This window comes from Oceanobacter sp. ABM4_470 (assembly GCF_056158645.1).
Genome location: NZ_JBSWTR010000001.1, coordinates 1656579 through 1679956 on the forward strand (window position 1 = coordinate 1656579; position 23378 = coordinate 1679956).

A 23378-nucleotide genomic window follows, 5' to 3' on the forward strand; every position below is an offset into this window, starting at 1 on the left:
GTCACGAACGGTTCAAAGAGTCCCGACGGCCAGCGTTTTACAACGTCTGCCGTTGGTGGAATCCTTTTCATCAGGCGCATAAGCCCCTGCCCTGCCCGGATTCATGAGCGGCAGGCATAACGGTCAAACGTGGTTGGGTTTAAATCGTCAGGTTTTGCAATTGCAGTGTTGGTCGTTCGAAACCGACAGGGTAGCCTGCACACCGCCCGACGGTTTGTTACCTTTTTACCGAGTCAGCGATCAGCCCTCGCCCTCTGTGGCAGCAGACTCCATGCCCGGTGTGGTTTTCTCACCGGCTTTTCGCTTCATGCTATTGCGCAGTTCCATCAACTGCGGTACCACCAGCATCAGTACTGCAATCACCATGATTGACAGTGTCAGCGGGCGCTCCCACAAGAAGGCGAAGCTGCCGTCAGAGAGCATCAGCGCTCGTGACAGGTTGTTCTCCAAAAGACCACCAAGGATGTAACCCAGCAGCATCGGCGCCATCGGGAACTGCAGTAGTTTCAGGAAGATGGCGATTACAGTGATCAGCACCATCATGGTGATGTCGAAGGTGTTGAAGCTCACCAGATACACACCTGTCACAGAGAAGAACAGGATCACCGGAATCAGGATCTGGCTCGGGATCACCAACAGACGCGAAATGTATGGAATCAGCGGCAGGTTCAGAATCAGCAGCACCAGGTTGCCGAAGTACATGGAGATGATCACCGACCAGAACACGTCCGGGTTATCAACGAACAGGCGCGGGCCTGGCTGAATACCGTAGGCAATCAGAGCACCCAGCATGATCGCGGTGGTACCGGAACCCGGAATACCCAGCGTCAGCAGCGGTACGAAAGAACCCGTGGAAGCCGCGTTGTTAGCAGATTCCGGCGCAGCCAGACCGCGCAGCGAGCCTTTGCCGAACTTCAGTTTCTCTTTCGCAGACGCCAGGTTGCGTTCCATGCCATAAGCCAGGAAAGACGCAATGGTGGCACCAGCGCCCGGCAATACACCGATCAGGAAGCCGAACACCGAAGAGCGGCCAATAACCGGCGCCACTTCTTTCACTTCTTCCTTACTCAGTTTCATCGAACCCAGCTCACTCATGTCGGCTTGCTGTTCTTCATGGCGATGCTCGCCTTTCAGCACCGTCATGACCACTTCGGCCAGAGCGAAGGTTGCCATTGCCAGTAGCAGGAAGCTCACACCGTCAATCAGGTCTACCGTGCCAAAAGTGAAGCGTGGCGCGCCCGACATCACATCCGTACCCACAGTCGCGATCATCAAACCAAATACAGTCATCAACAGCGCCTTGATCACCTGACCCTTGCCAGCAAATGCGGCTACAGCGGTCAAACCCAACACCATCAGGGCGAAGTAGTCCGCCGACTGGAAACTCAGCGACACACTGGCCAGCGCCGGTGCAGCAAACAGCAGAATAATTGCGCCAATGGTACCGCCCGTAAAGGACGAATAAGCTGCCAGCGCCAGCGCCTTACCAGCCTGGCGCTGTTGTGCCAGCGGGTAGCCGTCAAAGGTGGTTACCACGGTAGAAGCACAACCCGGCGCGTTGATCAGAATGGACGACGTTGAGCCACCAAATACCGCACCGTAATACACACCGGCCATCAAGATGATGCCGGACGAAGGGTCCAGGCCGTAGGTGATCGGGATCATCAGGGCCACGGCAGAAATAGGACCGAGGCCAGGTAACATGCCAATGAAGGTTCCGGCGAAACAACCTACCACTACCATCATCAGGTTGAACGGCATGACCGCGGTGGTCAGACCCGTGAAAATTCCATCCAGCATGGCATTAACCTCCCATCACGGATGCAAACAGTTTTCCCGGCGCCAGATAGATATCCAGCAGCTGCGACAGGGAAAACCAAACGAAAAATGCGAACGGCACAGAGCCAAGCAGCAGGGTTTTGATACGACGTTCACCCAGCAGCCAGAATCCACTCACCAAAAACACGATGGTTGCCAACAAAAAGCCGAGCCATTCCAGCGCCAGCGCAAACACCAGCACCGCACCCAGCAATTTGGCGACCAGACCGAAGTCGTAACCTGCGAGCACCAGCTTGCCTTCTGGCTTACGTTCGGCGGTCACCAACATCGCCAGCGACAGCACAACACCCAGCGCAGCGAGCGCGTCAGGCAAGGTGCGAGCATGGAACGGTTCCCATTCATCGCCAGGCAACAGTGGAATCTGCTGGCCGTAATAGCCATAAGCCACCGACAGCAACAGAAACACCAGACCGCCGATATGATCTTTGGTAAGTGTCATGGATTTACCTCACAGGTTGGTTGGCCCGTTGCCGGGCCGTTTTTACAAGGGGAATAAAAAAAGGAAATCACAGCGGTCTTGCTTGCAGGGAGAACGTCGCCACAAGTGGGGCACGACAACTCAACAACCGGCGGGCTTAAGGCCGACCATTAAAATTGCCAACGCTGTGATTTCCTGCACGGGTGGCCATCACCCGAAAACTTGCTGTTAACGCAAAAAACCCAGCTCACGCATCAGGTCACCGATCACCTGCTCCTGATTCTCAAGGAAGCTGACAAATTCGGCGTCCGGCTTGAACAGTTCGGTCCAGCCGTTGCGGGCACGAATGGTTTCCCACTCGTCGGTGTCGTACATTTTTTCGAGGGTATCGGTGAACTCGGCGACCTGCTCATCAGACAGGCCCGGCGCACCGAAGAAACCACGCCAGTTAACGAATTCAGCGTCGATGCCCAGCTCTTTCAGAGTTGGTACTTCCGGAGCTGCGTCGTTACGCTCGGCACCGGTCATTGCCAGAATGCGAACTTCCCCTGCTTCCGCCAGCGCCAGTGCTTCACTGAAACCGGTAGACAGCACGTCGGATTCACCAGACAACAGACCAGCCATCGCCTTACCACCAGCGTCGTAGGCTACGTAACGCAGACCGCGGGCCTCACCACCAGCCGCTTTAAACGCCATCGCAGCAACCAGATGGTCCATGCTGCCGCGAGCAGAACCGCCGGACACTTTCACGGAACGTGGGTTCTTGTTGAAGTCAGCCGCAATGTCAGAAAACGACTGGTATGGGGAGTCCTTGCGTACAACGAAGGCACCGAAGTCACCAATGGTGGCTGCAACCGGCGTGAGGTCGCGGAAAGACTGCGGGAAAATACCGGTCAGGGAACGAATCACGATCGGCGTGGAGTTCACCATCAGGGTGTCTTGCTTCTGCGCTGCAGTTTCAATCAGGTGGGCAATCGCCTTGCCGCCGCCGCCGCCAGACAGGTTTTCGAAAGAAACCTCGTCGACCAAGCCAGACTTTTTCAGCGCATCACCAGTACCGCGAGCTGTGGTATCCCAACCGCCACCGGCACCACCAGGTACCAGGAAGTGAATGGATTCAAGCGCCATCGCAGAAACAGAAGAAGCAGCCAGAGAGGCAGCCAGAACAGAACGCAAAAGAACCTTGCGGGACGTTGTAAAGGTCATCATAAAATCACCCGATATTTTTAATATTTATTGTCGTGACCCATTCAAGGTACCCAGCGCCCAGCGCTGAAAACAGTTTCTGCAGATAAGTTCACTTAAAGAAAATAAAGGCAATTAAGTTCATATTGTTTACGGGCCTTTGATCGGCGAAGTCACTACCATTCGGAAAGCATCCGAGAATAAAAACCATGAAACTGCTGAACCGCCTGAAACTGAAAAGCCGCATGATGCTGGTACTGGGACTGATTGCACTGGTGCAAACCGGCTTTATCGGTGCCTTTGCCGTGCACTACCTGCAAACGTCACTGGAAGAACAAATCGGCCAGCGGGCGCTGGACGTGGCACGTACAGTGGCGGCCATGCCGGAAATCATCACCGCTGTTAAACAGCGAAACACCACCAAATTGCAGCCATTGAGCCTGACGCTGGCCGACCGCAGCCAGGCGCGTTTTATCGTGATTGGCGACCACAATGGCATTCGCCTCGCCCACCCGAATCCGGAACGCCTTGGCAAACCCATGTGGGATGACGAAGGCGACTACAACCTGCCCGCACTCAAGGATGGCGTTGGTTATCTGTCGCTGGCGGAAGGCAATCTGGGCTGGTCTATGCGCGCCAAGGCCCCCATATTTTCCAGTCAGAATGATGAAATCATCGGCCTGGTATCGGTTGGCTACCGGCTCACCCGAGTGGAAGAAATCATCGACCAGTACCGCATGACGCTACTGCTGGTCATTGCCATGTCACTAGGCTTGAGTGTGCTCATCGGCATATGGTTTGCGGGTCATTTCAAGAAAGCCATTTTTGGCCTCGAACCCGAGGAAGTTGCCCGTATTGTCGACGAACAACGGGCGATTCTGGAATCCGTCCGCGAAGGCATTATTGCCATCAATGACGAAGGCAAAATCACCACAGTGAACCACACTGCGCTGGAAACCCTTGGCCTGCCAGCAGGTGAAAATCCGGTCGGCAAAGCAGTACTGGAAGTGCTGCCGGATACCGCCATGATCGAGGTGCTACAAACCGGCGAACCACAGTTCGATCAGGAAGTGTGGCGTCCGGGACTCAATATTGTTGCCAACCGCATTCCGCTGCGCCAGGGCGACCGGGTTACCGGTGTGGTATCCAGCTTCCGCCGTAAAGACGAACTGGCCGAAGTCAGCCGAAAACTGACCCGTATTCAGCAGCATGCCGACACCTTGCGAGCCCAGTCACATGAGTATTCCAACAAGCTGCATACCATTGCCGGGCTGATCCAGATTGGCTCTTACGAACAGGCGCTGGCATTGATCGGCCAGGAATCCCGCAGCCATCAGGCGCTGATTACCCTGTTGCGCAACGCCGTACCCGACCCGATTCTGGCGGGCTGCCTACTGGGTAAATACAACCGTGCCCGGGAAATGGGACTGGACCTGATCATCGACCCCGACAGCAGTATGTCGGAGATTCCAGCCAGCCTGCCGCGCGAACATCTGGTCAGCATCGTTGGCAACCTGATCGACAACGCGCTGGAAGCCACACTCAGGCATCACGGCCATGGCGGTAAGGTGGAATTAATGATGACGGATTTTGGCGACCAGCTGATGTTCGACGTCGCTGACCAGGGGCCGGGTGTGGCACCTGAAGAACAAGACAAGATTTTTGAGCGTGGCGTCAGCCACAAGAATGCCGAAGGTCACGGCATCGGCTTACATTTGGTGAAAACCTTGCTCGATAGCCTGGGTGGCCTGATTGCAGTGGAATCCGAAAGCGGTATGGGCAGTCACTTTATTGTTTACATCCCCAAACAGCTGCCACACTGAAGCTGTAAACGGCAACGACACCCAGCACGACACCAAGTAACTACGCAAAAAATACGACGCACAACAACAAAAACATCAGCAACACGGATACAACCATGAGCCAGATTCGAGTCATCATTGCAGAAGACGACCCTCAAATCGCGGAAATCCAGAAACGCTTTATTGAACGCGTAGAAGGGTTTGAACTGGTTGGATTGGCCCACGGCCTCGAAGAAGCTCGCGACCTGGCCGAAGTGCTGCAACCGGACCTGTTGCTACTGGACGTGCAATTCCCCACTGGCACAGGCCTCGACCTGCTGAAAAGCATTCGCGCCGAAGGTAACGCCGTCGACGTTATTCTGATTACCGCCGCCAAGGAAGTCAGCACCCTGAAAGAAGCCATGTTGTTCGGCGTGTTCGACTACATCCTCAAGCCACTGGTGTTCGACCGTTTGAAAGAAACGCTGGAGAACTATAAGAAGCACCGCGAACGTCTGAACAGCATGCAGTCGCTGGCACAGCAAGATGTCGACAGTCTGATGCCCCGCTCAAGCAATGCCAACAACACTGGCACAGCAAACAACAACAGGTTGCCCAAAGGCATCGACGGCCTGACCCTCGATAAAATCCGGAAAACACTGGCCGATCATCCCAACGACATCAGCGCCGAAGAAACCGCACAAGCCATGGGCGCCAGCCGCGCCACCGCCCGCCGCTACCTGGAATACCTGGTGTCCACCGGTGAGATGACCGCCGAAATTCAATACGGCACCGTCGGCCGCCCCGAACGCCGCTACAAGGTGGTCGCGTTGCAGCAAGCCTAGAACTGCGTAGGAGCGAATTTATTCGCGAATCAATTCGCTCCCACAAAACCAGCAGCGCACTTGCCTACACGCCCTCGCGAATAAATTCGCTCCTACATGCACAACTACCGAGAATCAATTCGCTCATACCAGCCCCACTGAAAACCAACATCTTGACTGTACAACTTATTATTAAACGCTCATTTAATAAAAATTCCACCTCTAACCTTTTTCCCGGCCATCCACTATTAATCAAACATCATCTGACCCGCCCGCTACCAAGAGTCACGATACCTCAGTTCCTTTCACTTTCACTGGAAGGCCAATAAACAAGGGGCTTATGCCGCCAAACGGCCCTACAGAACAGACAATTGCCAATTAGTTTTGAAGCTGTAATGAAAAACCGCTATGGTTTTATTACTTACAGCTCTAAACAAAAGGCCGCCATGTCGACGGATAACATAGAAAGCCCCATCAAACTGGAAGTAAAAAACCTCTACAAGGTATTCGGTGATAAACCCCACCGAGCCATGAAAATGATTGAAAACGGTCAGGACAAGGACGAGATTTTTGCCAAAACCGGCCTGACCGTCGGCGTAAAAGACGCCAACCTCAGCATTCGCGAAGGTGAAATCTTCGTCATCATGGGCCTCTCCGGCTCCGGTAAATCTACTTTGGTTCGTTTGCTGAACCGCCTTATCGAACCCACCGCAGGCCAGGTACTGATTGACGGCGAAGACGTCGCCGCCATGGACCAACACCAGCTACGCGCAGTACGCCGCAAAAAAATCTCCATGGTGTTCCAGTCATTCGCACTGATGCCCCACATGAACGTGCTCGACAACGCCGCCTACGGGCTGGAACTGTCGGGAGAGCCTGTTGATGTTCGGCATCAGAAAGCCCAGGCCGCGCTGGAACAGGTGGGCCTTGGCCAGCATGGCAACTCTTACCCGGACGAACTCTCCGGTGGTATGCAGCAACGCGTGGGCCTTGCACGGGCGTTAGCCAATGATCCGGACGTCATGCTGATGGACGAAGCCTTCTCTGCGCTCGATCCATTGATTCGTACCGAAATGCAAGACGAGTTGGTGAAGCTGCAACAGAACGACCAACGCACCATCGTGTTTATTTCCCACGACCTCGACGAAGCCATGCGCATTGGCGACCGCATTGCCATCATGCAAAACGGCGAAGTGGTTCAGGTGGGCACACCCAACGAAATTCTCAACAACCCCGCCAACGACTACGTCAGCTCGTTCTTCAAAAACGTCGATGTATCCAACGTTTTCACCGCCGCCACTTTGATCGAAGGTTGTGACGACGAACTGCCTGAAATCGTCGCCGGCTGCAGCACCGAAAGCGCCAGCGCCGCCATTGAGTCCAGCAACAGCGATTACGCCGCCGTGGTCGATGAAGACCACCACTTTGTGGGCATTGTGTCCGCCGAAGAGTTGGCTTCAGACCAGTGCGACCAGCTACAACAAGCGCTCGATACCCACGACCAGCCAGAAGCCATCAGCGCCGACACCCCAATCAAAGCCCTGATCGGCACCGTCGCCAGCAGCGACCACCCGATTCCGGTCACCGACGAAGAAGGCAATTCCCTGGGCAGCATCAGCAAAGCCCGCCTGCTGGAAGCACTGGACCGTGAGGAGGACGAAGCACAATGAGTACCGAAACAGCAAACACCACCACAGAAGCAAACAACCCGTTCGCCAGCGAACCTGAAGCCACCAGCGAAAACCCATTCGCAACCGAGTCCGACAGCAGCAACCCGTTCGCCAGCGATGACAGCGCCGCCAGCAACCCCTGGGGCAACGCCGAACAAAGCTCAGACGAACTCACCGCTTCAGAAGACTGGCTCAGCGCCACCACTGAAGAAGAAATCATCGAACCCACCCTGCTCGACCCATTCCCGGAAGCCATCATTCCGCTGGGTGACTGGGTAGACACTGGCCTGGATTGGGTGGTCGCCAACTTCCGCCCGTTTTTTACCGCGGTAAAAGCCCCCATCGATGCCACCCTTAACTCCATTGACCTGCTGCTGAACGCCACGCCACCACTGCTGATGATCGTCATTCTGGCGCTGTTGGCATGGCAGCTTTCCGGCAAGCGCCTGGCCATTACCAGCGTCATCGGCCTGCTGTTTATCGGCGGCATTGGCGCCTGGTCGGAAACCATGACCACCCTGTCACTGGTGATCACCTCGGTGTTCTTCTGCGTACTGCTTGGCATACCCATCGGCATCGCCATGGCGCGCCATGAAAAGCTCAACAGCATCCTGCGCCCCACCCTCGACGCCATGCAGACCACCCCCGCGTTCGTGTATCTGGTGCCCATCGTGATGCTTTTCGGCATTGGTAACGTACCCGGCGTCATCGTCACCATCGTATTCGCCATGCCGCCGGTGATTCGCCTTACTAATTTGGGCATTCGACAAGTGCCAGAAGACCTGATTGAAGCCTCACACTCGTTCGGTGCCAGCCCGCGTCAACTGCTGTTCAAAGTGCAACTGCCACTGGCTATGCCAACCATCATGGCCGGTGTAAACCAGACGCTGATGCTGAGCCTGTCGATGGTCGTGATTGCCTCGATGATTTCCGTTGGCGGCCTTGGCCTGATGGTACTGCGCGGCATTGGCCGACTGGACATTGGCCTGGCGACCGTCGGCGGCCTTGGCATTGTGATTCTGGCCATCATCCTCGACCGCATGACCCAGGCGTTGGGACAAGACTCCCGCTCCCGCGGCGTGCGTCACTGGTACCAAACCGGCCCCGCCGCACTGGTACTGAAACTGGTTGGTCGTTCCTGAACGGCCACCAGCATTGATCAAGCAACTACAAACAACTATTCAAACAGAGAAAAAGGGAACAACCATGGGCAACATCAAGACTCTGAACACCGTCAAGAAAGCCACCCTGGCCACCACCCTCGGCCTTGGTCTGGCCATCAGCGGCATGGCCAATGCTGCACTGCCAGGCAAAGGCGTATCCGTTACCGCCATGCACAGCCCGATTGCGGAAGAAAAATTCCAGACCATCGTGGTAAACAAGGCACTGGAGAAACTCGGCTACGACGTCCAGCCAATCAAGGAAGTGGACTACTCCGCCGGCTACACCGCCATCGCCAACGGCGACCTGACCTACACCACGGTGAACTGGTTCCCACTGCACAACTCCATGTACAAAAATGCCGGTGGCGACGACAAGTTCTACCGCAAGGGCGAATACATTTCCGGTGCAGCACAGGGCTACCTGATCGACAAAAAAACCGCCGACAAATACAACATCACCAACATTGCCGACTTCAAAAAGCCGGAAATCGCCAAACTGTTCGATACCAATGGCGACGGCAAAGCCGACCTGACAGGCTGCCAGGCAGGCTGGGGCTGTGAAGGCGTGATTGAATACCAACTGGACGAATTCAAACTGCGCGGCAGCATCGACCACAACCAGGGCCAATACGCCGCCATCATCTCCGATACCATCGCCCGTTATAACGACGGCCAACCAATCTTCTACTACACCTGGACCCCATACTGGGTATCCGGCAAGCTGGTACCGGGCAAAGACGTAACCTGGCTGGAAGTGCCATACTCCGCCAACCCGAACGGCTCCGACACCAAACTGCCAAACGGCAAAAACTACGGCTTCGACATCAACTCCATGAAAATCGTCGCCAACAAGGAATGGGCAGCAGAAAACCCGGCGGCCGCCAAACTGTTTGAAATCATCAAACTGCCAATCAACGCCGTATCCGCCGAAAACATGATGGTCGCCAACGGCGAAGACAGCGCCAAAGCCATCGAACGCCACGCCGACATGTGGATCAAGGCCAACCAGAAGAAATTCAACGCCTGGATTGCCGAAGCCAAAAAAGCGGCCAAGTAACGAGCTACCCGCTCACTTGCTGCTTTAAACAGCGAAAACAAAAACGCCCTGCAAGCAACCTTGCAGGGCGTTTTTTATTTGAGCGTCGAAGTCGGAAAAACCATCGTAGACTGGGCACGGCCCAGCAATCGTTGAGCAGGGCCCAACCTACAACACCGCTTCTTTGTGGGAGAGAGCTTGCTCTCGATAGGCAACCAAACACACCCACCACCCCAACAGAATGAAACCGTAGGATGCTAATAGCCGAAGGCGTATTACATCACCCCACCTGGAGAAACCGTAGCCCACCCGTAAAAGCAACACCATGCATTGGCATCCTGAACTTGTTTCAGCATCCAGAAGAAAGCTGCAAAAACAAACCCCGAACAGCGTCCATATCCGCACCAACACCACCTAGGATGGGCGCTCGCGTCCATCAAACCAGAGATTCAGAAAGACCGACTCCTACATACAACCGTATAACGAATGGTTTCCAGACCGCCTGTGCGGCAGCGAGCGGTTTATCCCCGTGGGTGCGGGGAACGCGAGCCACTGCAGACACTCACAGCAAAACAGCGCGGTTTATCCCCGCGGGTACGGGGAACGCATTACCTTCTGTTCTGATTCTTGATAGGTAGTCGGTTTATTCCCGCAGGTACGGGGAACGCCCTACGCGTTTTCCTGCTGGTGTTTCTGCCAGCGGTTTATCCCCGCATGTCGATCCCAAGCTTAGACAGTTCGGACGGTTTATCCCCGCGGGCACGGGGAACGCGTTCGATACCTGTGGGAACACTGCGCCTGCACCGGTTTATCCCCGTGGGCACGGGGAACGCATTCGGTACCGTGCCTTCGAGCATCTTCTGTGCGGTTTATCCCCGCGGGCACGGGGAACGCATGACCGCTGCAGCTGACCTGACTCGCAACCGCGGTTTATCCCCGCAGGTACGGGGAACGCTCTGATTTGCCGTCAAGTTGCTCTGTGACTTGCGGTTTATCCCCGCAGGTACGGGGAACGCGATTTCTAAGGCCACGACCTTTTCGGCGCTCTCGGTTTATCCCCGCAGGTACGGGGAACGCTGTGCCTTCGCTGGCCTGATTTGGCAGGTGCTCGGTTTATCCCCGCAGGTACGGGGAACGCGCCCGTGCAGCGGCTGTGCTGTGGGCACTGAACGGTTTATCCCCGCAGGTACGGGGAACGCTCGCAGGCTTTCTTCCAGCCGGTTGATGTCGTCGGTTTATCCCCGCGGGTACGGGGAACGCCATTTCAAGCGCTTCAGCGGTTTCGCCGCCGTCGGTTTATCCCCGTGGGCACGGGGAACGCAACCGAAAATTTGCGGCTTTCAAGGAATTGCGCGGTTTATCCCCGTGGCACGGGGAACGCCCTGCCGCTGGCGTAACAGAGGCTGAATCCAGCGGTTTATCCCCGCAGGTACGGGGAACGCTCGGTAAGGTCTTCTTCTCCGCACTGACACGGTTTACCCCCGCAGGTACGGGGAACGCATTGTTGGATAGCCCTCGCTGCAGTAGTAAGGCGGTTTATCCCCGCAGGTACGGGGAACGCTTTGCTCCTGTTTCGTATTTGCTTTGTATTGCCGGTTTATCCCCGCAGGTACGGGGAACGCAATCCGAAGGAGGATTAAGCATGGCTCAAAAACGGTTTATCCCCGCAGGTACGGGGAACGCATAAAACAATCGGCTCGCTCTATGATATGTGGCGGTTTATCCCCGCAGGTACGGGGAACGCCTGATAAAAATCGACGGTAGTAGTTTCAGATTCGGTTTATCCCCGCAGGTACGGGGAACGCTGATCATGTTCTTGCTCCAATTTGATCAGCCGCGGTTTATCCCCGCAGGTACGGGGAACGCAGCGAATTGCGCACCAAGTTGTTTTTTCGATGCGGTTTATCCCCGCAGGTACGGGGAACGCACTTAGCGACAAGCGCCGTATGGACCCGGCCACGGTTTATCCCCGCAGGTACGGGGAACGCGAACTGGATGAACGTTTCGAGCTGCGCCGGAGCGGTTTATCCCCGCAGGTACGGGGAACGCATCACTGACGACTTTATACTTTCCGTTGCGCTCGGTTTATCCCCGCAGGTACGGGGAACGCTTGGCTGGATTGCTACCGCAAACGGTCAACGGCGGTTTATCCCCGCAGGTACGGGGAACGCCAATCCGGTCATTTCCGCCGCTACATTGCCGCCGGTTTATCCCCGCAGGTACGGGGAACGCATATAGCCCCATTCAATCGGCTGGAGCCTAAGCGGTTTATCCCCGCAGGTACGGGGAACGCGGGAGAGGAAGGTTGTTATCAGAGTGATGTTGCGGTTTATCCCCGCAGGTACGGGGAACGCTTATTTTGATTTTGGTAGTTCAAGCGCCGACCCGGTTTATCCCCGCAGGTACGGGGAACGCGACGTCGGCATCAACGCCGTCAGTCAGGAAACCGGTTTATCCCCGCAGGTACGGGGAACGCACGCCGTATGCTCAGTGGCTGGACGCTGGCTACGGTTTATCCCCGCAGGTACGGGGAACGCGAAGCCGCTAATCATTTCAACGGAGACAACAACGGTTTATCCCCGCAGGTACGGGGAACGCACAATCACACGATCCCGCACAGGGATAACAAGCGGTTTATCCCCGCAGGTACGGGGAACGCTGAAGACGCCGGGCAAGAACCTGATTGACGAGCGGTTTATCCCCGCAGGTACGGGGAACGCAAAGTAGCCGAGACCGGATTGGTTGCCGGTGACGGTTTATCCCCGCAGGTACGGGGAACGCGTAGCAGGGCAGGCTAACAACCTGCCGGACTACGGTTTATCCCCGCAGGTACGGGGAACGCCAGCGATTCCAGTTGGCGTTTCAGAATCTGAACGGTTTATCCCCGCAGGTACGGGGAACGCCTTTGTCGGGATTGCCTCGCCAGTTTCGCGGGCGGTTTATCCCCGCAGGTACGGGGAACGCTTTGTTGCCAGTGCTGGGGATGTTAATCGCAACGGTTTATCCCCGCAGGTACGGGGAACGCTTTTCTAATGCCTTGCCGATTTTTTGGCGTCGCGGTTTATCCCCGCAGGTACGGGGAACGCGCCGTTATTCGACAATAGGTTTTCTGTATCAGCGGTTTATCCCCGCAGGTACGGGGAACGCCCGAAAGATAACGGGGCTGCTGTGCTGGATGCCGGTTTATCCCCGCAGGTACGGGGAACGCCTCAAAATCCTGAGCAGGAGTGGACAAGGTGACGGTTTATCCCCGCAGGTACGGGGAACGCGGCCGGGCTGGTGGAAACAGGAAGAATTTCGGACGGTTTATCCCCGCAGGTACGGGGAACGCGTGCTCAGGGCCGCATCGTCGTACGCGATAGGCGGTTTATCCCCGCAGGTACGGGGAACGCCGGCAATTTGCCGCTGTTTTTCATGCGGCGCACGGTTTATCCCCGCAGGTACGGGGAACGCACCATCACCATTGATTACGCAACTGTGACAACCGGTTTATCCCCGCAGGTACGGGGAACGCGAACTGCTGGTCTGGACTGAGTTTGGCCAGGTCGGTTTATCCCCGCAGGTACGGGGAACGCCTTGTGTATTGTTGGAATCCACTCCTTAACGGCGGTTTATCCCCGCAGGTACGGGGAACGCTAAAAACTGGCAGACATCAATAGTTGGACTAACGGTTTATCCCCGCAGGTACGGGGAACGCCAAGAAGGCCTATGAAAAAGGTCCCGAAGTTGCGGTTTATCCCCGCAGGTACGGGGAACGCAGTAGAGAAGAAGGAACCAACAATTTATCAAGCGGTTTATCCCCGCAGGTACGGGGAACGCTGGATACTCAGGTTTACACTGTTGGTGACAGTCGGTTTATCCCCGCAGGTACGGGGAACGCCATGGCAAAGCGTACGTTTTATGATAATTTGGCGGTTTATCCCCGCAGGTACGGGGAACGCCTCGGTTTTTTCATTGGGCTCCTGTTGGCTCGCGGTTTATCCCCGCAGGTACGGGGAACGCTATCTGACCGCAAGGTACAGCTATTTATATTCCGGTTTATCCCCGCAGGTACGGGGAACGCGTGTCGATAACTACACCACCGTTTGCCGTTACCGGTTTATCCCCGCAGGTACGGGGAACGCTCTAAATGTATATGGTTGATTTTCAAAAGAAAATATCTTCTCCGAAAATCTACCAACAATTTCCGCATTATTAAGGAGCTTTTGAAGAGGTGTTCGACGTGAGTCAATCAGCCTGATCGGGAGTGAATTTCACCAGTCTTAATCCATCCAAGTCCACTGGCATACGGCGATTTTTTCCGTAGGTCACGAAGTCGAAGCCGGATTCGGTATTGGTGGCCCAGGCCATCACCACGTTGCCGTCTTCTGCCAGAGCGTCGACCTGTTGCCAGATCATTTCTCGTATCCGTCGCGATACATCACCCAAATACACTCCGGCCCTGATTTCCAGTAACCAGACTGCCAAGCGCCCACGCAGCCGGTCGGGTACGGCTTCCGTCACCACCACTATCATGCTCATGTTTATTTACTCCTGTGACCTTCATCACCAACAGATGGCGGTTCAGGTATCGCCGGTGGCTGGGCATCTTCGGGAGGCTTGGGTGGTTCAATCTCACCAGCAGACAACACTTCTTCAATCAACGGAATCAGCTGTTTTAGCAATTTGCTGGAGCGGAAATGTTCGCGACAGGCGACCCGAATTTCACGGTCGGGCCTAGGCGGATTTTTGGCCGCAATCCGGAAGGCAATGGGCACCACTCCGTCGAATTTCACCAGGTCGGCAATGTCATAGACGAACGACAGCGGCTTACCGGAGTGTACGAACCCAATCGCAGGCGCGTACCCCGCAGCCAGTACCGCGGCCTCGGTCACACCATACAGACAAGAGGTCGCAGCACTCAGGCATTGGTTAATGGTATCTCCCTTGTCCCAATCTTTAACGTCGTAGTCTCGCCCTCGCCAATCAACACCATACTGCTTGGCCAGTTGCTGATAAATTTTGCGGACACGAGCGCCTTCGATCCCGCGTAGCTGGTCGACACTGCGGCGTTGCGGAGCTGGTTCACCAAAGCGAATTTCGAACATTTTGCGTACGACTTTCAGGCGCAATTCTTCATCCAGTGCAAGCTTTGCCTGATAGAGCAACTTGTCAGAGCGTGCGCCACCAGGCTGACCGACGGAATACAACCTGACTCCTGCCTCTCCCACCCAAATAAGCAAAGTGCCTGTTGTCGCTGCCAGTTTAACGGCGGCATGGCTAATCCGCGTGCCCGGCTCCAACATCAAACAGGCGATAGAACCCACAGGAATGTGCATACGCTCGCCGTGCACTTCGTCGATAACAACGAAGGCACCATCGCGCACATCGATACGCCCCATACCAACAAAGATCATGGAATTACGGTCTTTTATGGGGATGGGCTTGAGAGGAATAAAACTCATGATCGCGTCCTTGCGAGAATGAACAGTGATTGCGTCTAGCGCGGTGTAACACTCAGATTCAGATTGAGCACTTGGGTAAGAGCCAGCAGGGTTTTCAGCGTCGGATTGCCCTGTTCACTGAACGTTTTGTACAGTTGCTCGCGCGATAAGCCCGTTTGATCGGCTACGCTGCTCATGCCTTTAGCGCGAGCCACCACGCCCAGGGCTTTGGCAATATAGGCCGCATCTGCAACAGCCAGGGCTTCGTTCAAAAACTCGGCGATGGATTCCGGAGTTTCCAGAAACTCTGCTGGATCAAATTCAGTGAAGGTTTGGGTCATGGGGATTGTCTCCATCAGCTTGCCAGTCCATCAATAAAGACTGGGCTTTGGTTATGTCTCTCGACTGAGTGGACTTGTCGCCCGCGATCAAAAGCAACACCAGCTCATCGCCGCTTTGGTGAAAATACACTCGGTAACCAGGCCCAAAGTGAATCCGCAGTTCAGACACTCCCTTGCCCAGATACTTCACATCACCCGGCAACCCACACGCGAGCTGATGAACCCGCGAGAGGATCTTTGCCTTGCCGCGCTCATCCTTGAGCTTTTTCAACCAGCGTTTGAACAGTTCGGACTGAACAACTCGTATGGTCATGATTCTATCCTTGAATGCGTCCCGGTTGTAGTTTTAAAACTACAACCGCCTTTTAGCTATCACTTAAGCCATCGCCAATGACAATAATCCACAACCAAAGGATTTGGCTGGGCCTATGCCTTGCTGCAAACATTCCAATAGGGCTTGTGGATCTTGAACCACCAGCACACCGTCAAACAACACCGGCTGAACCTTTCCAGCCATACGCTGCTTGCCATCCGATTTGCTAAACCGTAACGGCATTTCACGCTGAATAATCAGCTGATCCAGCACAGCAGCGCCTTCCAGCTTTCGCTCCAGCCAGGCTTGCTGTTCCTCTTCATGAATCAAAGGCACTCGAATCCGCTTAACGTACTCCTTACCGTTGTTACCGATTTTGGTGCCCTTGCTTTCGTCGGCAATGGACTTAACCGGATTCGCCCGTAAGCGAAATCTGAGCCGTTGTCCTTCTGCCAACATGGGATTCCAATCCCGAGTGGCCAGCAGGCGGCTGTGCTCCGACTGCTCTGCTGGCGAGTTCTGCGACAGCATCAACACTCTGGCACCTTGATTAGGCTCCAGTGCTTCCACCCGAAACAGAAAATCCCGCGTATCTTCCGGGCGGTCAGGAAATAATTCCCAAATTGCCCGATGCAGGTCATAGGGGTTTTTAGCTTTTTTCCAGTCGATATGCAGCTGACTAAGATGCATGGCCACCTCCTTGCGCTTGCATATACACAGTGCGGCTAGCGAATTGCCTTGGCTGATGCACAATCGGCACGTCTCGCACCCGCAGCTCTTTGCTATTGCTTAACTCTACGTCCGAGTAAATCGTACCGCCTACTGGCTCCACCATCAGCAAGGCGGATTCACAACTCTCAGCCTTGATGCTGGATTCATACAACGGGCGCGCAATCGGGCAGCTTTTGCGCCCCAAAACAGGGGCGTATACCGGCTTTTGAATCGCTGTTCGTAGTTCATCGAATGAATACTCGGCTCCCTCTTTTAACCAAACCACCACGGTATAGCGGCTGTCCTGCCAGTATTCGCGCCAGGTCTGAATGGTCTCGTGGCTTTTTAAGCCACGATAGTCTTCACGGGCATTTTGCACTGTGTGGTAGTCGGTCAACTTTTGCCGACGCAAGGGCTTGCTGGTGAATGGGCACAACACCACATCCACCCTTACCGCAAAGTTAACACTGCCTGCGAGCTTGCCTTGACCAACCTGATCATCGCGATCGATGCCCAAACAAGCACCAAGCAGTCCCAGCAACGAACTTCTACCGGGGAACAATTCGCTGGGGCGCAGCCCTTCGTAACTCTCCCGCCCCCAAGCCTGCAACGGGCCGTCGAGCTTGAGTATCAAAAAATCTTCCATAACCGTTACCCTTCGCCGTCGTTACGCACCCAGGCTTCGAGATCAGGCAGAGATTTTTTCAGTTCCAGACCTTCAGGGACCTCAACCGCGAACGTCGAGAACTCGGCAGCCCGCTCTTCCAGACCGTAACTGGTATTCACGCTATTCCAGTGGGAATTTAACGCCGCAGCCGACGGCTCACGAAAACCACCTTCACGATCCGCTTTGACAGGTTTTTCAAAGGCATTGGCCAATGAGATTGGCATATCAGAGAAACTGACCAACGCCTGATCAGCAAGGTTGAAAGCCGCAGAAGACTGCTGCTTGGCGCTTGGCACTTCGGTGGCCATTAAGTGCAGAACGTGGGAAGCTATTTTTAGTGCCTCTTCACGACTGGCATCGCCCAGGTTTTTCTGCAGCTGAGCGATATTCAAACTGGCATAGCGATAGAAAACACCGGAGGAAAACTCCTGGGTATCCAAGTGGCCCGAACCGGCTTCGGCTTTGCCTTCTTGCAGCTCGCCCACAGCACGCTTGGATTTATCTTCCATCACCAGGTCATCCACAGCGGTAAACCAGTCGATATCGGCATCCACGGCATGCGTGGTCAACACATGAGCCACCGACAGCGCACCATCGATATTGGTCATCAGACCCGAGGTCGCCATACGACCGGACAGTGCAATATCCACCGCGTCACAGGCGGCGGCGATGAACGGCTTGGCGTCTTTTTCAATCTGCTTCTGAAGTTTCTTGGCGTCCATGCCCTCGCCTGCATCCTGAATCTGCTGGCACACATAACGCACTTCATTCAGCACCCATGGTGCAACGGCAATGCCCTTGCTAGACAGATCCGCCATGCCCTCTTTGCCAGAAATCCACTCCAGCGCGGTTTTGATCATTTCTGCCGGAAATTCATCTTTCAGGGCTTCCGTAAAACGGCTGTGTACTTTGGAAAGCTCACGGGTACGCAATGACGGTGTACCTATATGCTCACGGTAGTAATCGCTTTGGCGAATAGTGCGCTTCAAGCTCTGGCTGGAAATGCGCACCCGGCGCTTGCCACCAAACACCGCAGACTTTTGCATATTCATATCGTCGCGGTTCAGGCAGGAAGGGCTGTGAGAGATCAGGATATGAAAGTTAATAAAGTTCTTGCTCATAATCTTGTCCTTAATATTGAGCTAGCGCTCGTGAATTGGCTCAAGCGCTTTGCTGTGCGGTGCCAGAGGTTTGGTTAAAAAAGTAATCTTCGATCAGTTTGCGTTTGCTGATTTCGCTCCAGAAGAAAATGGTCTCCCCTGCCTTGGCGATATCCACGACGGGCTTACACATCGTCAGCAGGCGCTTCAGTTGCAGCAGGTCATTCGGGGCTTCCGAGCGCAGTACCATCATCACGCGTTTTTCGGACAACCCAGCTTGTTTGCCTAACATTTGACCAAGCGACGAGCCATCTTGTTTATGGGTTAAATATGGCAAGCAAAATACAAACTGGCGCTGACCGTACAAATTGAAATGGTTGCTGGCTAACTGATAAAACGCGGGCACTTCCGACAGCTCTTCCGGTTTGGCGCAACGTCGAAGTTCGGCACGCTGGCCTGGAGTCAGGCTGTGATAGCGCTCATACATCGCCACAAAATCTGGCAATGACTGTTCCTTGTTATCCATTGATGACTTCCTCTTTCGGGGTATTCACAGGGATTTCGATGGCTTTCAGGTATTTATGAATCAGCATTTTTCTGGCGACGGCTAGAGCCTTAAGCATTTTCGGATCGTGCTGATACGGGTCGGTGGCTTCGGCAAACAACTTCAGCACCACACGACGCAATTCAGATTGCAGGGCCAGCTTGGTTTTCTGGCAGTCATCAAAATCCGCTTCCAATAGCGTCTGGCGAATCAGCTGTTCGGTCTGCTGAAAGAACTGATCGTCATATTCCACACAGCGATTCACGCCACTGCCCGGCACCTTGTCTTTGATACCTTCAGAAAACAGATACAGCCCACGACGCAACGCGGTTTTGTATTCCAACGCCTGCATCACCAGCTCATCGATTTTATTGGCATGTTCTGGCCAGTTATCGGCAAGACTGATCATTTCGTGGCGACGCTCCAGAATCGTCGCCTGATTATTTCTATAGCCACCAATAAACACAGTGCGAACCAGCATGTTCCAACCGCGCAATTGCTGGATAACTGGCGTGGCTTCGGAGCCTTCTTTGCCTTTATCCAACGTGGCCAATAGCTTGCCTAAATGCACCCAGGTCGGCTGAGTAGTGGTAAAGGACGGCGTTTTGAATTCTTTTTTCCCACCCTTCAGTGAAAAGGTGCGAGACGACAAGGGATGTGGCCAATGGCCGTTAGCCGTGTAATTGAACTTTTCTTTTTTGAAGCCTGAAAAGCCTGCCTCAATCGACCCACACAGGCTGCAAGCACATTCCGATTCGGCTTTAACCAGTTCAAAGTGCGCAGGCTGCCAGAGCAAGCCTCGCGGCACACCCATCGCCGATACATCAAAGGTCGCTCCGGCCTTGACCGGATCAACAAAGTTAGGCGCTTGCTCAAAATTGGTAATAGCCGCTTTGTGCCAACTCTCTTTGGTGAGCAGATTCACCCAGATGGACGTGCGCAGTTTTGACTCTCGCACCATTACCGTAATCGGTGTACTGCCACGCAAACTCGCTTTAAATCCCCCGCCCATGCCAGGGCAATTATTGGCGGTATTAAACAGAGCGATAGCCGCACAACCGCCACACAGTTGAGTGACCAGGCCTTCGGGATTCATAAAAGGCTTGCTGGTGCCATCAGCAAGACCAGCCATTAGCTTATCGAGAGGAGTGGTCTCTTTGGCTTTAACACCCCGAAACTGCATAAAGGGCGTTTCTGTGTGCTCAAGGTCGAACCAATGTTCTTTTCCCTCGCACGCCGCCAGAAACTCCGCATCGGTGAGCGGCGCTTTCACTCTTGCTGTCAGCGCCTTTTTGTTGTCCGGCGTAAACAGCACCTGAGTGATGGCCACCAGCAACTGCAAGCAGGCCATTTCCATATCATCTCTGGGCAGACAGAGGTCGCCTTCTTTCTCACCACACAGCAACTGCTGCAAGGTGATTTTTTCCTGAATACCGGATTGCTGAATTGGAATCCAGGGGTCTTTGAGCAGATTCATTTGTCCTCCTTGATCTCACGACGTAACCCGCCATTGTTTGAATAGTGATAAGTAATCGCTTTACCCAGGCTGGTAAAGCGAACTTCTGATTCTATTGATTCAGGTTCGAGCTCCAACCAAACCAATCCGTCCTTACTCGTTTCTTTAAGCAACGGGTCTTTACGTTCCCAGCTTTTGGGGACGGCAACCGTGTTGAGGTTAATCGCTTCCCAATAGTTACTGTCGTCCAGCTCTGAGAGCGCATGGCCATCAAGCAAACATTTCTCGCCTGCTGAGTTCAGGTAAAACGGCACGAGATTCAGGCTCATTTCGCCATCTCGGGTTAGGGTGCTAACGTTGCCATCGCTATCCTTTAGCTCACTCATATCCGAGAACATCAAACGCTTGGCGCAGCTTTGCGACGCAAACCGCTCATTTTCGAACTTCTCGAAGCTTGTTATCACAGACTCTGGCTCATCGGTTTCTGGCGTTTCGTCGTATACAGGTTCAATCCAATCCCGATAAGCTGCTGGGAAATCCACTCTACCCTCGTGTTGCTGACTGGCGCTTTCCAAAAGCTTTTGAGTACGCCAAAGCACTCGGCTGTTGCCATAAATCAGCTCATGGAGATCAAACTTATCCGAGTCCGACCCCAGAACCGTGCATTGCGGTGTCTGGTAGTCTTCGGGTCGTTTCGGATAATTTTCCGCATGACGATGCAAACGCCCGAGTCGCTGAAATAGCAGGTCTACCGGGCACAGCTGCGTGATCATCCAGTCGAAGCAAATATCCAGCGACTGCTCCACGACTTGAGTTGCAATCAATAAGTGACCGCGCTTTCTGGCAGGATTGAAGCTCTGTTCAGGCTCTTGTTGCTTACCTGGACGACCAAAGGTGCTGATGACCTTTTGCTCTTTCTTCTGCCGATCATGGAAGGTAAAGCGCGAATGAAACAGATCGAGCTGATCAGCCGTTAATCCAGCCTCTGTAAAACGCTGCTGAAATTCCGAATACAGACCTTGGGCAACATCCACCAGATTGCAGATTACACAGACTTGAGCACCGCTAGCGACGGCGTCCTGGATTTGTTGCTTCAGAGCTTCTGAAGGCAAAAAGTCTGCCGATACCTCCAGCGATAGCGTAAGGGTTTTCTCAGGTTCCGCATCCGCTGAGTTCGGAATAGCGAGCGTTTTTGCCTCTGACTTGTTTGGGGTATCAGCGATCTGGGTAATCAAAGGGTACGGTGTTTGATCGGGCAAAGGCTGGTTATAGCCCCAAGCCTGAGCTAATTGCTGCTTTTGACCACTGGGCAAGGTGGCCGACAGCAAAATGGCACTGCCACCCGAGAGCTTTTGCTGCTGTAAAACGCCACTCAGCAAACCGTACATATAGGCATCGTAGGCATGCACCTCATCGACAATCAGCACGCTGCGGCCAACCCCAAAGCCACGTACAAAGTTATGGCGAACCGGTAATACCGACACCAGCACCTGATCCACAGTGCAAACACCGATCTGCCCCAGAAATACCCGCTTGCGACTTTGCGCCAGCCATTCCGCACATTGCACCAAAGCTTCTTCAATACCCTGCTCGGTTTTCGGTTTGGCGGCGTCTTTGAGGGTAATAAATGACTCCTGATAGTTGGCGCGCCCATGAGCCAAAATCAGATTAGGAGAGTTTTCGAACAACACGGTGGCGAGCTGCTCCAAGCGCCCGAGCATGGCATTGGCGGTTGACTGTGTCGGCAAGGCAAACACAATACTGTCAGCCAAACCAGCATCCAATAATCGCCAGGCTTGCAGCAAAGCTAACTCAGTTTTGCCTGAACCGGTGGCCGCTTCCGCAATGGTGAGTCCTTGACTCACTGGCAACTCTGCAGCCATTGCCTGTAATTGTCTTGGGGTTCGGTTTTCACCAATCAGTTTGTTGATATGAGGGTCTGGATAAACCTGAGAGATCAGGCCAAAGTCGATCAAGGCGTTTTCAGAGATGGGCTTACGTTTTTCGAACCAGTTTTGGAGTTGTTCAAGGGTGTCACACGGCTGATCGTCATATTCGAAACGATCCGACGAACCTAGCCAGTCTGCTACCGAACAGAACCCTGCAAGATAATTCTGTGCCCACTTATCCTGCTTTATCTGTCCGTTAACAGAATCCGGCACCAGTTGCGGTGGATTACTTTCCAGCGAGAGCCCAGCAGGATGAAGAAACATCTCAGCCAGCACATCCAGCCAAAGCAACATGGCGGCTTTTACGGATTCCTCGGCTTGCGTAGTGACTTCACTCGGTAAAGCGAAATTGCCACGATCCGTAGGAATCGCACCATGATGCCCTGCCACCGCCGCCATCCAGTGCTTCCATAGTTCCCATTGGCTACCAGACTCTTCTTCGTCATCATCAAAGAAGTCATCAAAATCCAGATCCATACCGGTCGTGCTGTTATCGCTTTCTTTTTTAAATGACAGCTCATGCAACCAGTAATACCCAGCCGGGCCATGATAAAAGCCACGAATCTGGTTTTCGGAAAAACCTAATTTGCCGAGCAACGGATTAATGTCTTTCAGAATGTGCAGCGCTTTATGCTGAAACTGCGGCAGGTGCTTACCGAGATCATGCAAGGCTACAAAGAACAGCACCCAGGCTTTGGCTTCTGACACTGAACACTCAAGCCGCTTGGAAAATTGCTTAATGAGTGACGGGCTTTTATCAATCCAGACTTCCGCAACGGCGGTGACATCCAGGCAGTGATAAGGCAAGCAGTGATATTTTGCACCGTTTGACGGGACAAGCCTTTCCGACATGCTTACGGGCTTTCTCGCCTTTCCCCAAAATCGGAAAATGTCTTCGATACTGGATTTAACCATTTTGATCCGCTCCCTGACTCTTACTGAGCATTCTGCTCTCTTC

At 54.1% G+C, this 23378-nt stretch carries 18 protein-coding genes and 2 CRISPR repeat arrays; of the genes, 5 read left to right on the forward strand and 13 right to left on the reverse strand.

The window, feature by feature from the left end; translation table 11 throughout:
• Positions 1-240: 240 nt before the first annotated feature.
• The 3 genes from ACXADJ_RS07330 to ACXADJ_RS07340 form a co-directional block, all read right to left on the reverse strand.
• On the reverse strand, positions 241-1800 hold the full coding sequence (locus ACXADJ_RS07330; RefSeq protein WP_475064323.1) for a tripartite tricarboxylate transporter permease: 1560 nt from the start codon (positions 1798-1800) through the stop codon (positions 241-243).
• Positions 1801-1804: 4 nt separating this feature from the next.
• The gene (locus ACXADJ_RS07335) at positions 1805-2278 is read right to left on the reverse strand and encodes a tripartite tricarboxylate transporter TctB family protein (RefSeq protein ID WP_475064324.1); all 474 of its coding nucleotides are present in this window, start codon (positions 2276-2278) and stop codon (positions 1805-1807) included.
• A 207-nt stretch (positions 2279-2485) separates the two neighbouring features.
• Positions 2486-3463 carry a tripartite tricarboxylate transporter substrate binding protein gene (locus ACXADJ_RS07340; RefSeq protein WP_475068153.1) on the reverse strand — a complete coding sequence of 326 codons (978 nt, stop codon included), beginning with the start codon at positions 3461-3463 and terminating at the stop codon, positions 2486-2488.
• 188 nt (positions 3464-3651) lie between these two features.
• Between ACXADJ_RS07340 and ACXADJ_RS07345 the strand changes: the two genes are divergently transcribed.
• The 5 genes from ACXADJ_RS07345 (at position 3652) to proX (ending at position 9937) form a co-directional block, all read left to right on the forward strand.
• A complete protein-coding gene (locus ACXADJ_RS07345; RefSeq protein WP_475064325.1) occupies positions 3652-5265 on the forward strand; it encodes an ATP-binding protein in 1614 nt (537 codons plus the stop codon).
• Between the two features lie 95 nt (positions 5266-5360).
• A complete protein-coding gene (locus ACXADJ_RS07350; RefSeq protein ID WP_475064326.1) occupies positions 5361-6068 on the forward strand; it encodes a response regulator in 708 nt (235 codons plus the stop codon).
• Positions 6069-6442: 374 nt separating this feature from the next.
• Positions 6443-7717 carry a glycine betaine/L-proline ABC transporter ATP-binding protein ProV gene (proV, locus tag ACXADJ_RS07355; RefSeq protein WP_475064327.1) on the forward strand — a complete coding sequence of 425 codons (1275 nt, stop codon included), beginning with the start codon at positions 6443-6445 and terminating at the stop codon, positions 7715-7717.
• Entirely contained in the window at positions 7714-8859 is a 1146-nt protein-coding gene (gene proW / locus ACXADJ_RS07360; RefSeq protein WP_475064328.1) for a glycine betaine/L-proline ABC transporter permease ProW, read from the forward strand. The genes proV and proW overlap by 4 nt, the downstream gene beginning before the upstream one ends.
• A gap of 64 nt (positions 8860-8923) precedes the next feature.
• Positions 8924-9937 (forward strand): glycine betaine/L-proline ABC transporter substrate-binding protein ProX, encoded by a 1014-nt coding sequence (proX, locus tag ACXADJ_RS07365; protein WP_475064329.1) that lies wholly within the window; start codon positions 8924-8926, stop codon positions 9935-9937.
• A gap of 722 nt (positions 9938-10659) precedes the next feature.
• Positions 10660-11238: a CRISPR direct-repeat array (repeat unit 29 nt; unit sequence CGGTTTATCCCCGCAGGTACGGGGAACGC).
• 91 nt (positions 11239-11329) lie between these two features.
• Positions 11330-14040: a CRISPR direct-repeat array (repeat unit 29 nt; unit sequence CGGTTTATCCCCGCAGGTACGGGGAACGC).
• Positions 14041-14143: 103 nt separating this feature from the next.
• On the opposite strand, the gene cas2e is transcribed toward proX, so the two are convergent.
• From cas2e to cas3, 10 genes are all read right to left on the reverse strand, one after another.
• The gene (cas2e, locus tag ACXADJ_RS07370; RefSeq protein WP_475064330.1) at positions 14144-14437 is read right to left on the reverse strand and encodes a type I-E CRISPR-associated endoribonuclease Cas2e; all 294 of its coding nucleotides are present in this window, start codon (positions 14435-14437) and stop codon (positions 14144-14146) included.
• A gap of 2 nt (positions 14438-14439) precedes the next feature.
• Entirely contained in the window at positions 14440-15360 is a 921-nt protein-coding gene (gene cas1e / locus ACXADJ_RS07375) for a type I-E CRISPR-associated endonuclease Cas1e (RefSeq protein WP_475064331.1), read from the reverse strand.
• 35 nt (positions 15361-15395) lie between these two features.
• Positions 15396-15680 carry an addiction module antidote protein gene (locus ACXADJ_RS07380; protein WP_028292404.1) on the reverse strand — a complete coding sequence of 95 codons (285 nt, stop codon included), beginning with the start codon at positions 15678-15680 and terminating at the stop codon, positions 15396-15398.
• Positions 15661-15993, reverse strand: a complete 333-nt coding sequence (locus tag ACXADJ_RS07385) for a type II toxin-antitoxin system RelE/ParE family toxin (protein WP_475064332.1) — start codon at positions 15991-15993, stop codon at positions 15661-15663. The genes ACXADJ_RS07380 and ACXADJ_RS07385 overlap by 20 nt, the downstream gene beginning before the upstream one ends.
• A gap of 63 nt (positions 15994-16056) precedes the next feature.
• The gene (cas6e, locus tag ACXADJ_RS07390; RefSeq protein WP_475064333.1) at positions 16057-16683 is read right to left on the reverse strand and encodes a type I-E CRISPR-associated protein Cas6/Cse3/CasE; all 627 of its coding nucleotides are present in this window, start codon (positions 16681-16683) and stop codon (positions 16057-16059) included.
• On the reverse strand, positions 16673-17350 hold the full coding sequence (gene cas5e / locus ACXADJ_RS07395; RefSeq protein ID WP_475064334.1) for a type I-E CRISPR-associated protein Cas5/CasD: 678 nt from the start codon (positions 17348-17350) through the stop codon (positions 16673-16675). Before cas5e ends, cas6e begins: the two co-directional genes overlap by 11 nt.
• Before the next feature lie 5 nt (positions 17351-17355).
• Positions 17356-18492, reverse strand: a complete 1137-nt coding sequence (gene cas7e / locus ACXADJ_RS07400; protein ID WP_475064335.1) for a type I-E CRISPR-associated protein Cas7/Cse4/CasC — start codon at positions 18490-18492, stop codon at positions 17356-17358.
• Positions 18493-18532: 40 nt separating this feature from the next.
• On the reverse strand, positions 18533-18997 hold the full coding sequence (gene casB / locus ACXADJ_RS07405) for a type I-E CRISPR-associated protein Cse2/CasB (RefSeq protein WP_475064336.1): 465 nt from the start codon (positions 18995-18997) through the stop codon (positions 18533-18535).
• Positions 18990-20492: a type I-E CRISPR-associated protein Cse1/CasA gene (casA, locus tag ACXADJ_RS07410; protein ID WP_475064337.1), complete on the reverse strand. Its 1503-nt coding sequence runs from the start codon at positions 20490-20492 to the stop codon at positions 18990-18992. The genes casB and casA overlap by 8 nt, the downstream gene beginning before the upstream one ends.
• On the reverse strand, positions 20489-23335 hold the full coding sequence (gene cas3, locus ACXADJ_RS07415; protein ID WP_475064338.1) for a CRISPR-associated helicase/endonuclease Cas3: 2847 nt from the start codon (positions 23333-23335) through the stop codon (positions 20489-20491). Before cas3 ends, casA begins: the two co-directional genes overlap by 4 nt.
• Between the last annotated feature and the right edge of the window lie 43 nt (positions 23336-23378).

Excerpts from the sequence above, each read along its gene's own strand:
- ACXADJ_RS07330 (WP_475064323.1), bottom strand. The coding sequence starts at position 1,800 with ATGCTGGATGGAATTTTCACGGGTCTGACCACCGCGGTCATGCCGTTC.
- ACXADJ_RS07335 (WP_475064324.1), bottom strand. The coding sequence starts at position 2,278 with ATGACACTTACCAAAGATCATATCGGCGGTCTGGTGTTTCTGTTGCTG.
- ACXADJ_RS07340 (WP_475068153.1), bottom strand. The coding sequence starts at position 3,463 with ATGACCTTTACAACGTCCCGCAAGGTTCTTTTGCGTTCTGTTCTGGCT.
- ACXADJ_RS07345 (WP_475064325.1), top strand. The coding sequence starts at position 3,652 with ATGAAACTGCTGAACCGCCTGAAACTGAAAAGCCGCATGATGCTGGTA.
- ACXADJ_RS07350 (WP_475064326.1), top strand. The coding sequence starts at position 5,361 with ATGAGCCAGATTCGAGTCATCATTGCAGAAGACGACCCTCAAATCGCG.
- proV (WP_475064327.1), top strand. The coding sequence starts at position 6,443 with ATGAAAAACCGCTATGGTTTTATTACTTACAGCTCTAAACAAAAGGCC.
- proW (WP_475064328.1), top strand. The coding sequence starts at position 7,714 with ATGAGTACCGAAACAGCAAACACCACCACAGAAGCAAACAACCCGTTC.
- proX (WP_475064329.1), top strand. The coding sequence starts at position 8,924 with ATGGGCAACATCAAGACTCTGAACACCGTCAAGAAAGCCACCCTGGCC.
- cas2e (WP_475064330.1), bottom strand. The coding sequence starts at position 14,437 with ATGAGCATGATAGTGGTGGTGACGGAAGCCGTACCCGACCGGCTGCGT.
- cas1e (WP_475064331.1), bottom strand. The coding sequence starts at position 15,360 with ATGAGTTTTATTCCTCTCAAGCCCATCCCCATAAAAGACCGTAATTCC.
- ACXADJ_RS07380 (WP_028292404.1), bottom strand. The coding sequence starts at position 15,680 with ATGACCCAAACCTTCACTGAATTTGATCCAGCAGAGTTTCTGGAAACT.
- ACXADJ_RS07385 (WP_475064332.1), bottom strand. The coding sequence starts at position 15,993 with ATGACCATACGAGTTGTTCAGTCCGAACTGTTCAAACGCTGGTTGAAA.
- cas6e (WP_475064333.1), bottom strand. The coding sequence starts at position 16,683 with ATGCATCTTAGTCAGCTGCATATCGACTGGAAAAAAGCTAAAAACCCC.
- cas5e (WP_475064334.1), bottom strand. The coding sequence starts at position 17,350 with ATGGAAGATTTTTTGATACTCAAGCTCGACGGCCCGTTGCAGGCTTGG.
- cas7e (WP_475064335.1), bottom strand. The coding sequence starts at position 18,492 with ATGAGCAAGAACTTTATTAACTTTCATATCCTGATCTCTCACAGCCCT.
- casB (WP_475064336.1), bottom strand. The coding sequence starts at position 18,997 with ATGGATAACAAGGAACAGTCATTGCCAGATTTTGTGGCGATGTATGAG.
- casA (WP_475064337.1), bottom strand. The coding sequence starts at position 20,492 with ATGAATCTGCTCAAAGACCCCTGGATTCCAATTCAGCAATCCGGTATT.
- cas3 (WP_475064338.1), bottom strand. The coding sequence starts at position 23,335 with ATGGTTAAATCCAGTATCGAAGACATTTTCCGATTTTGGGGAAAGGCG.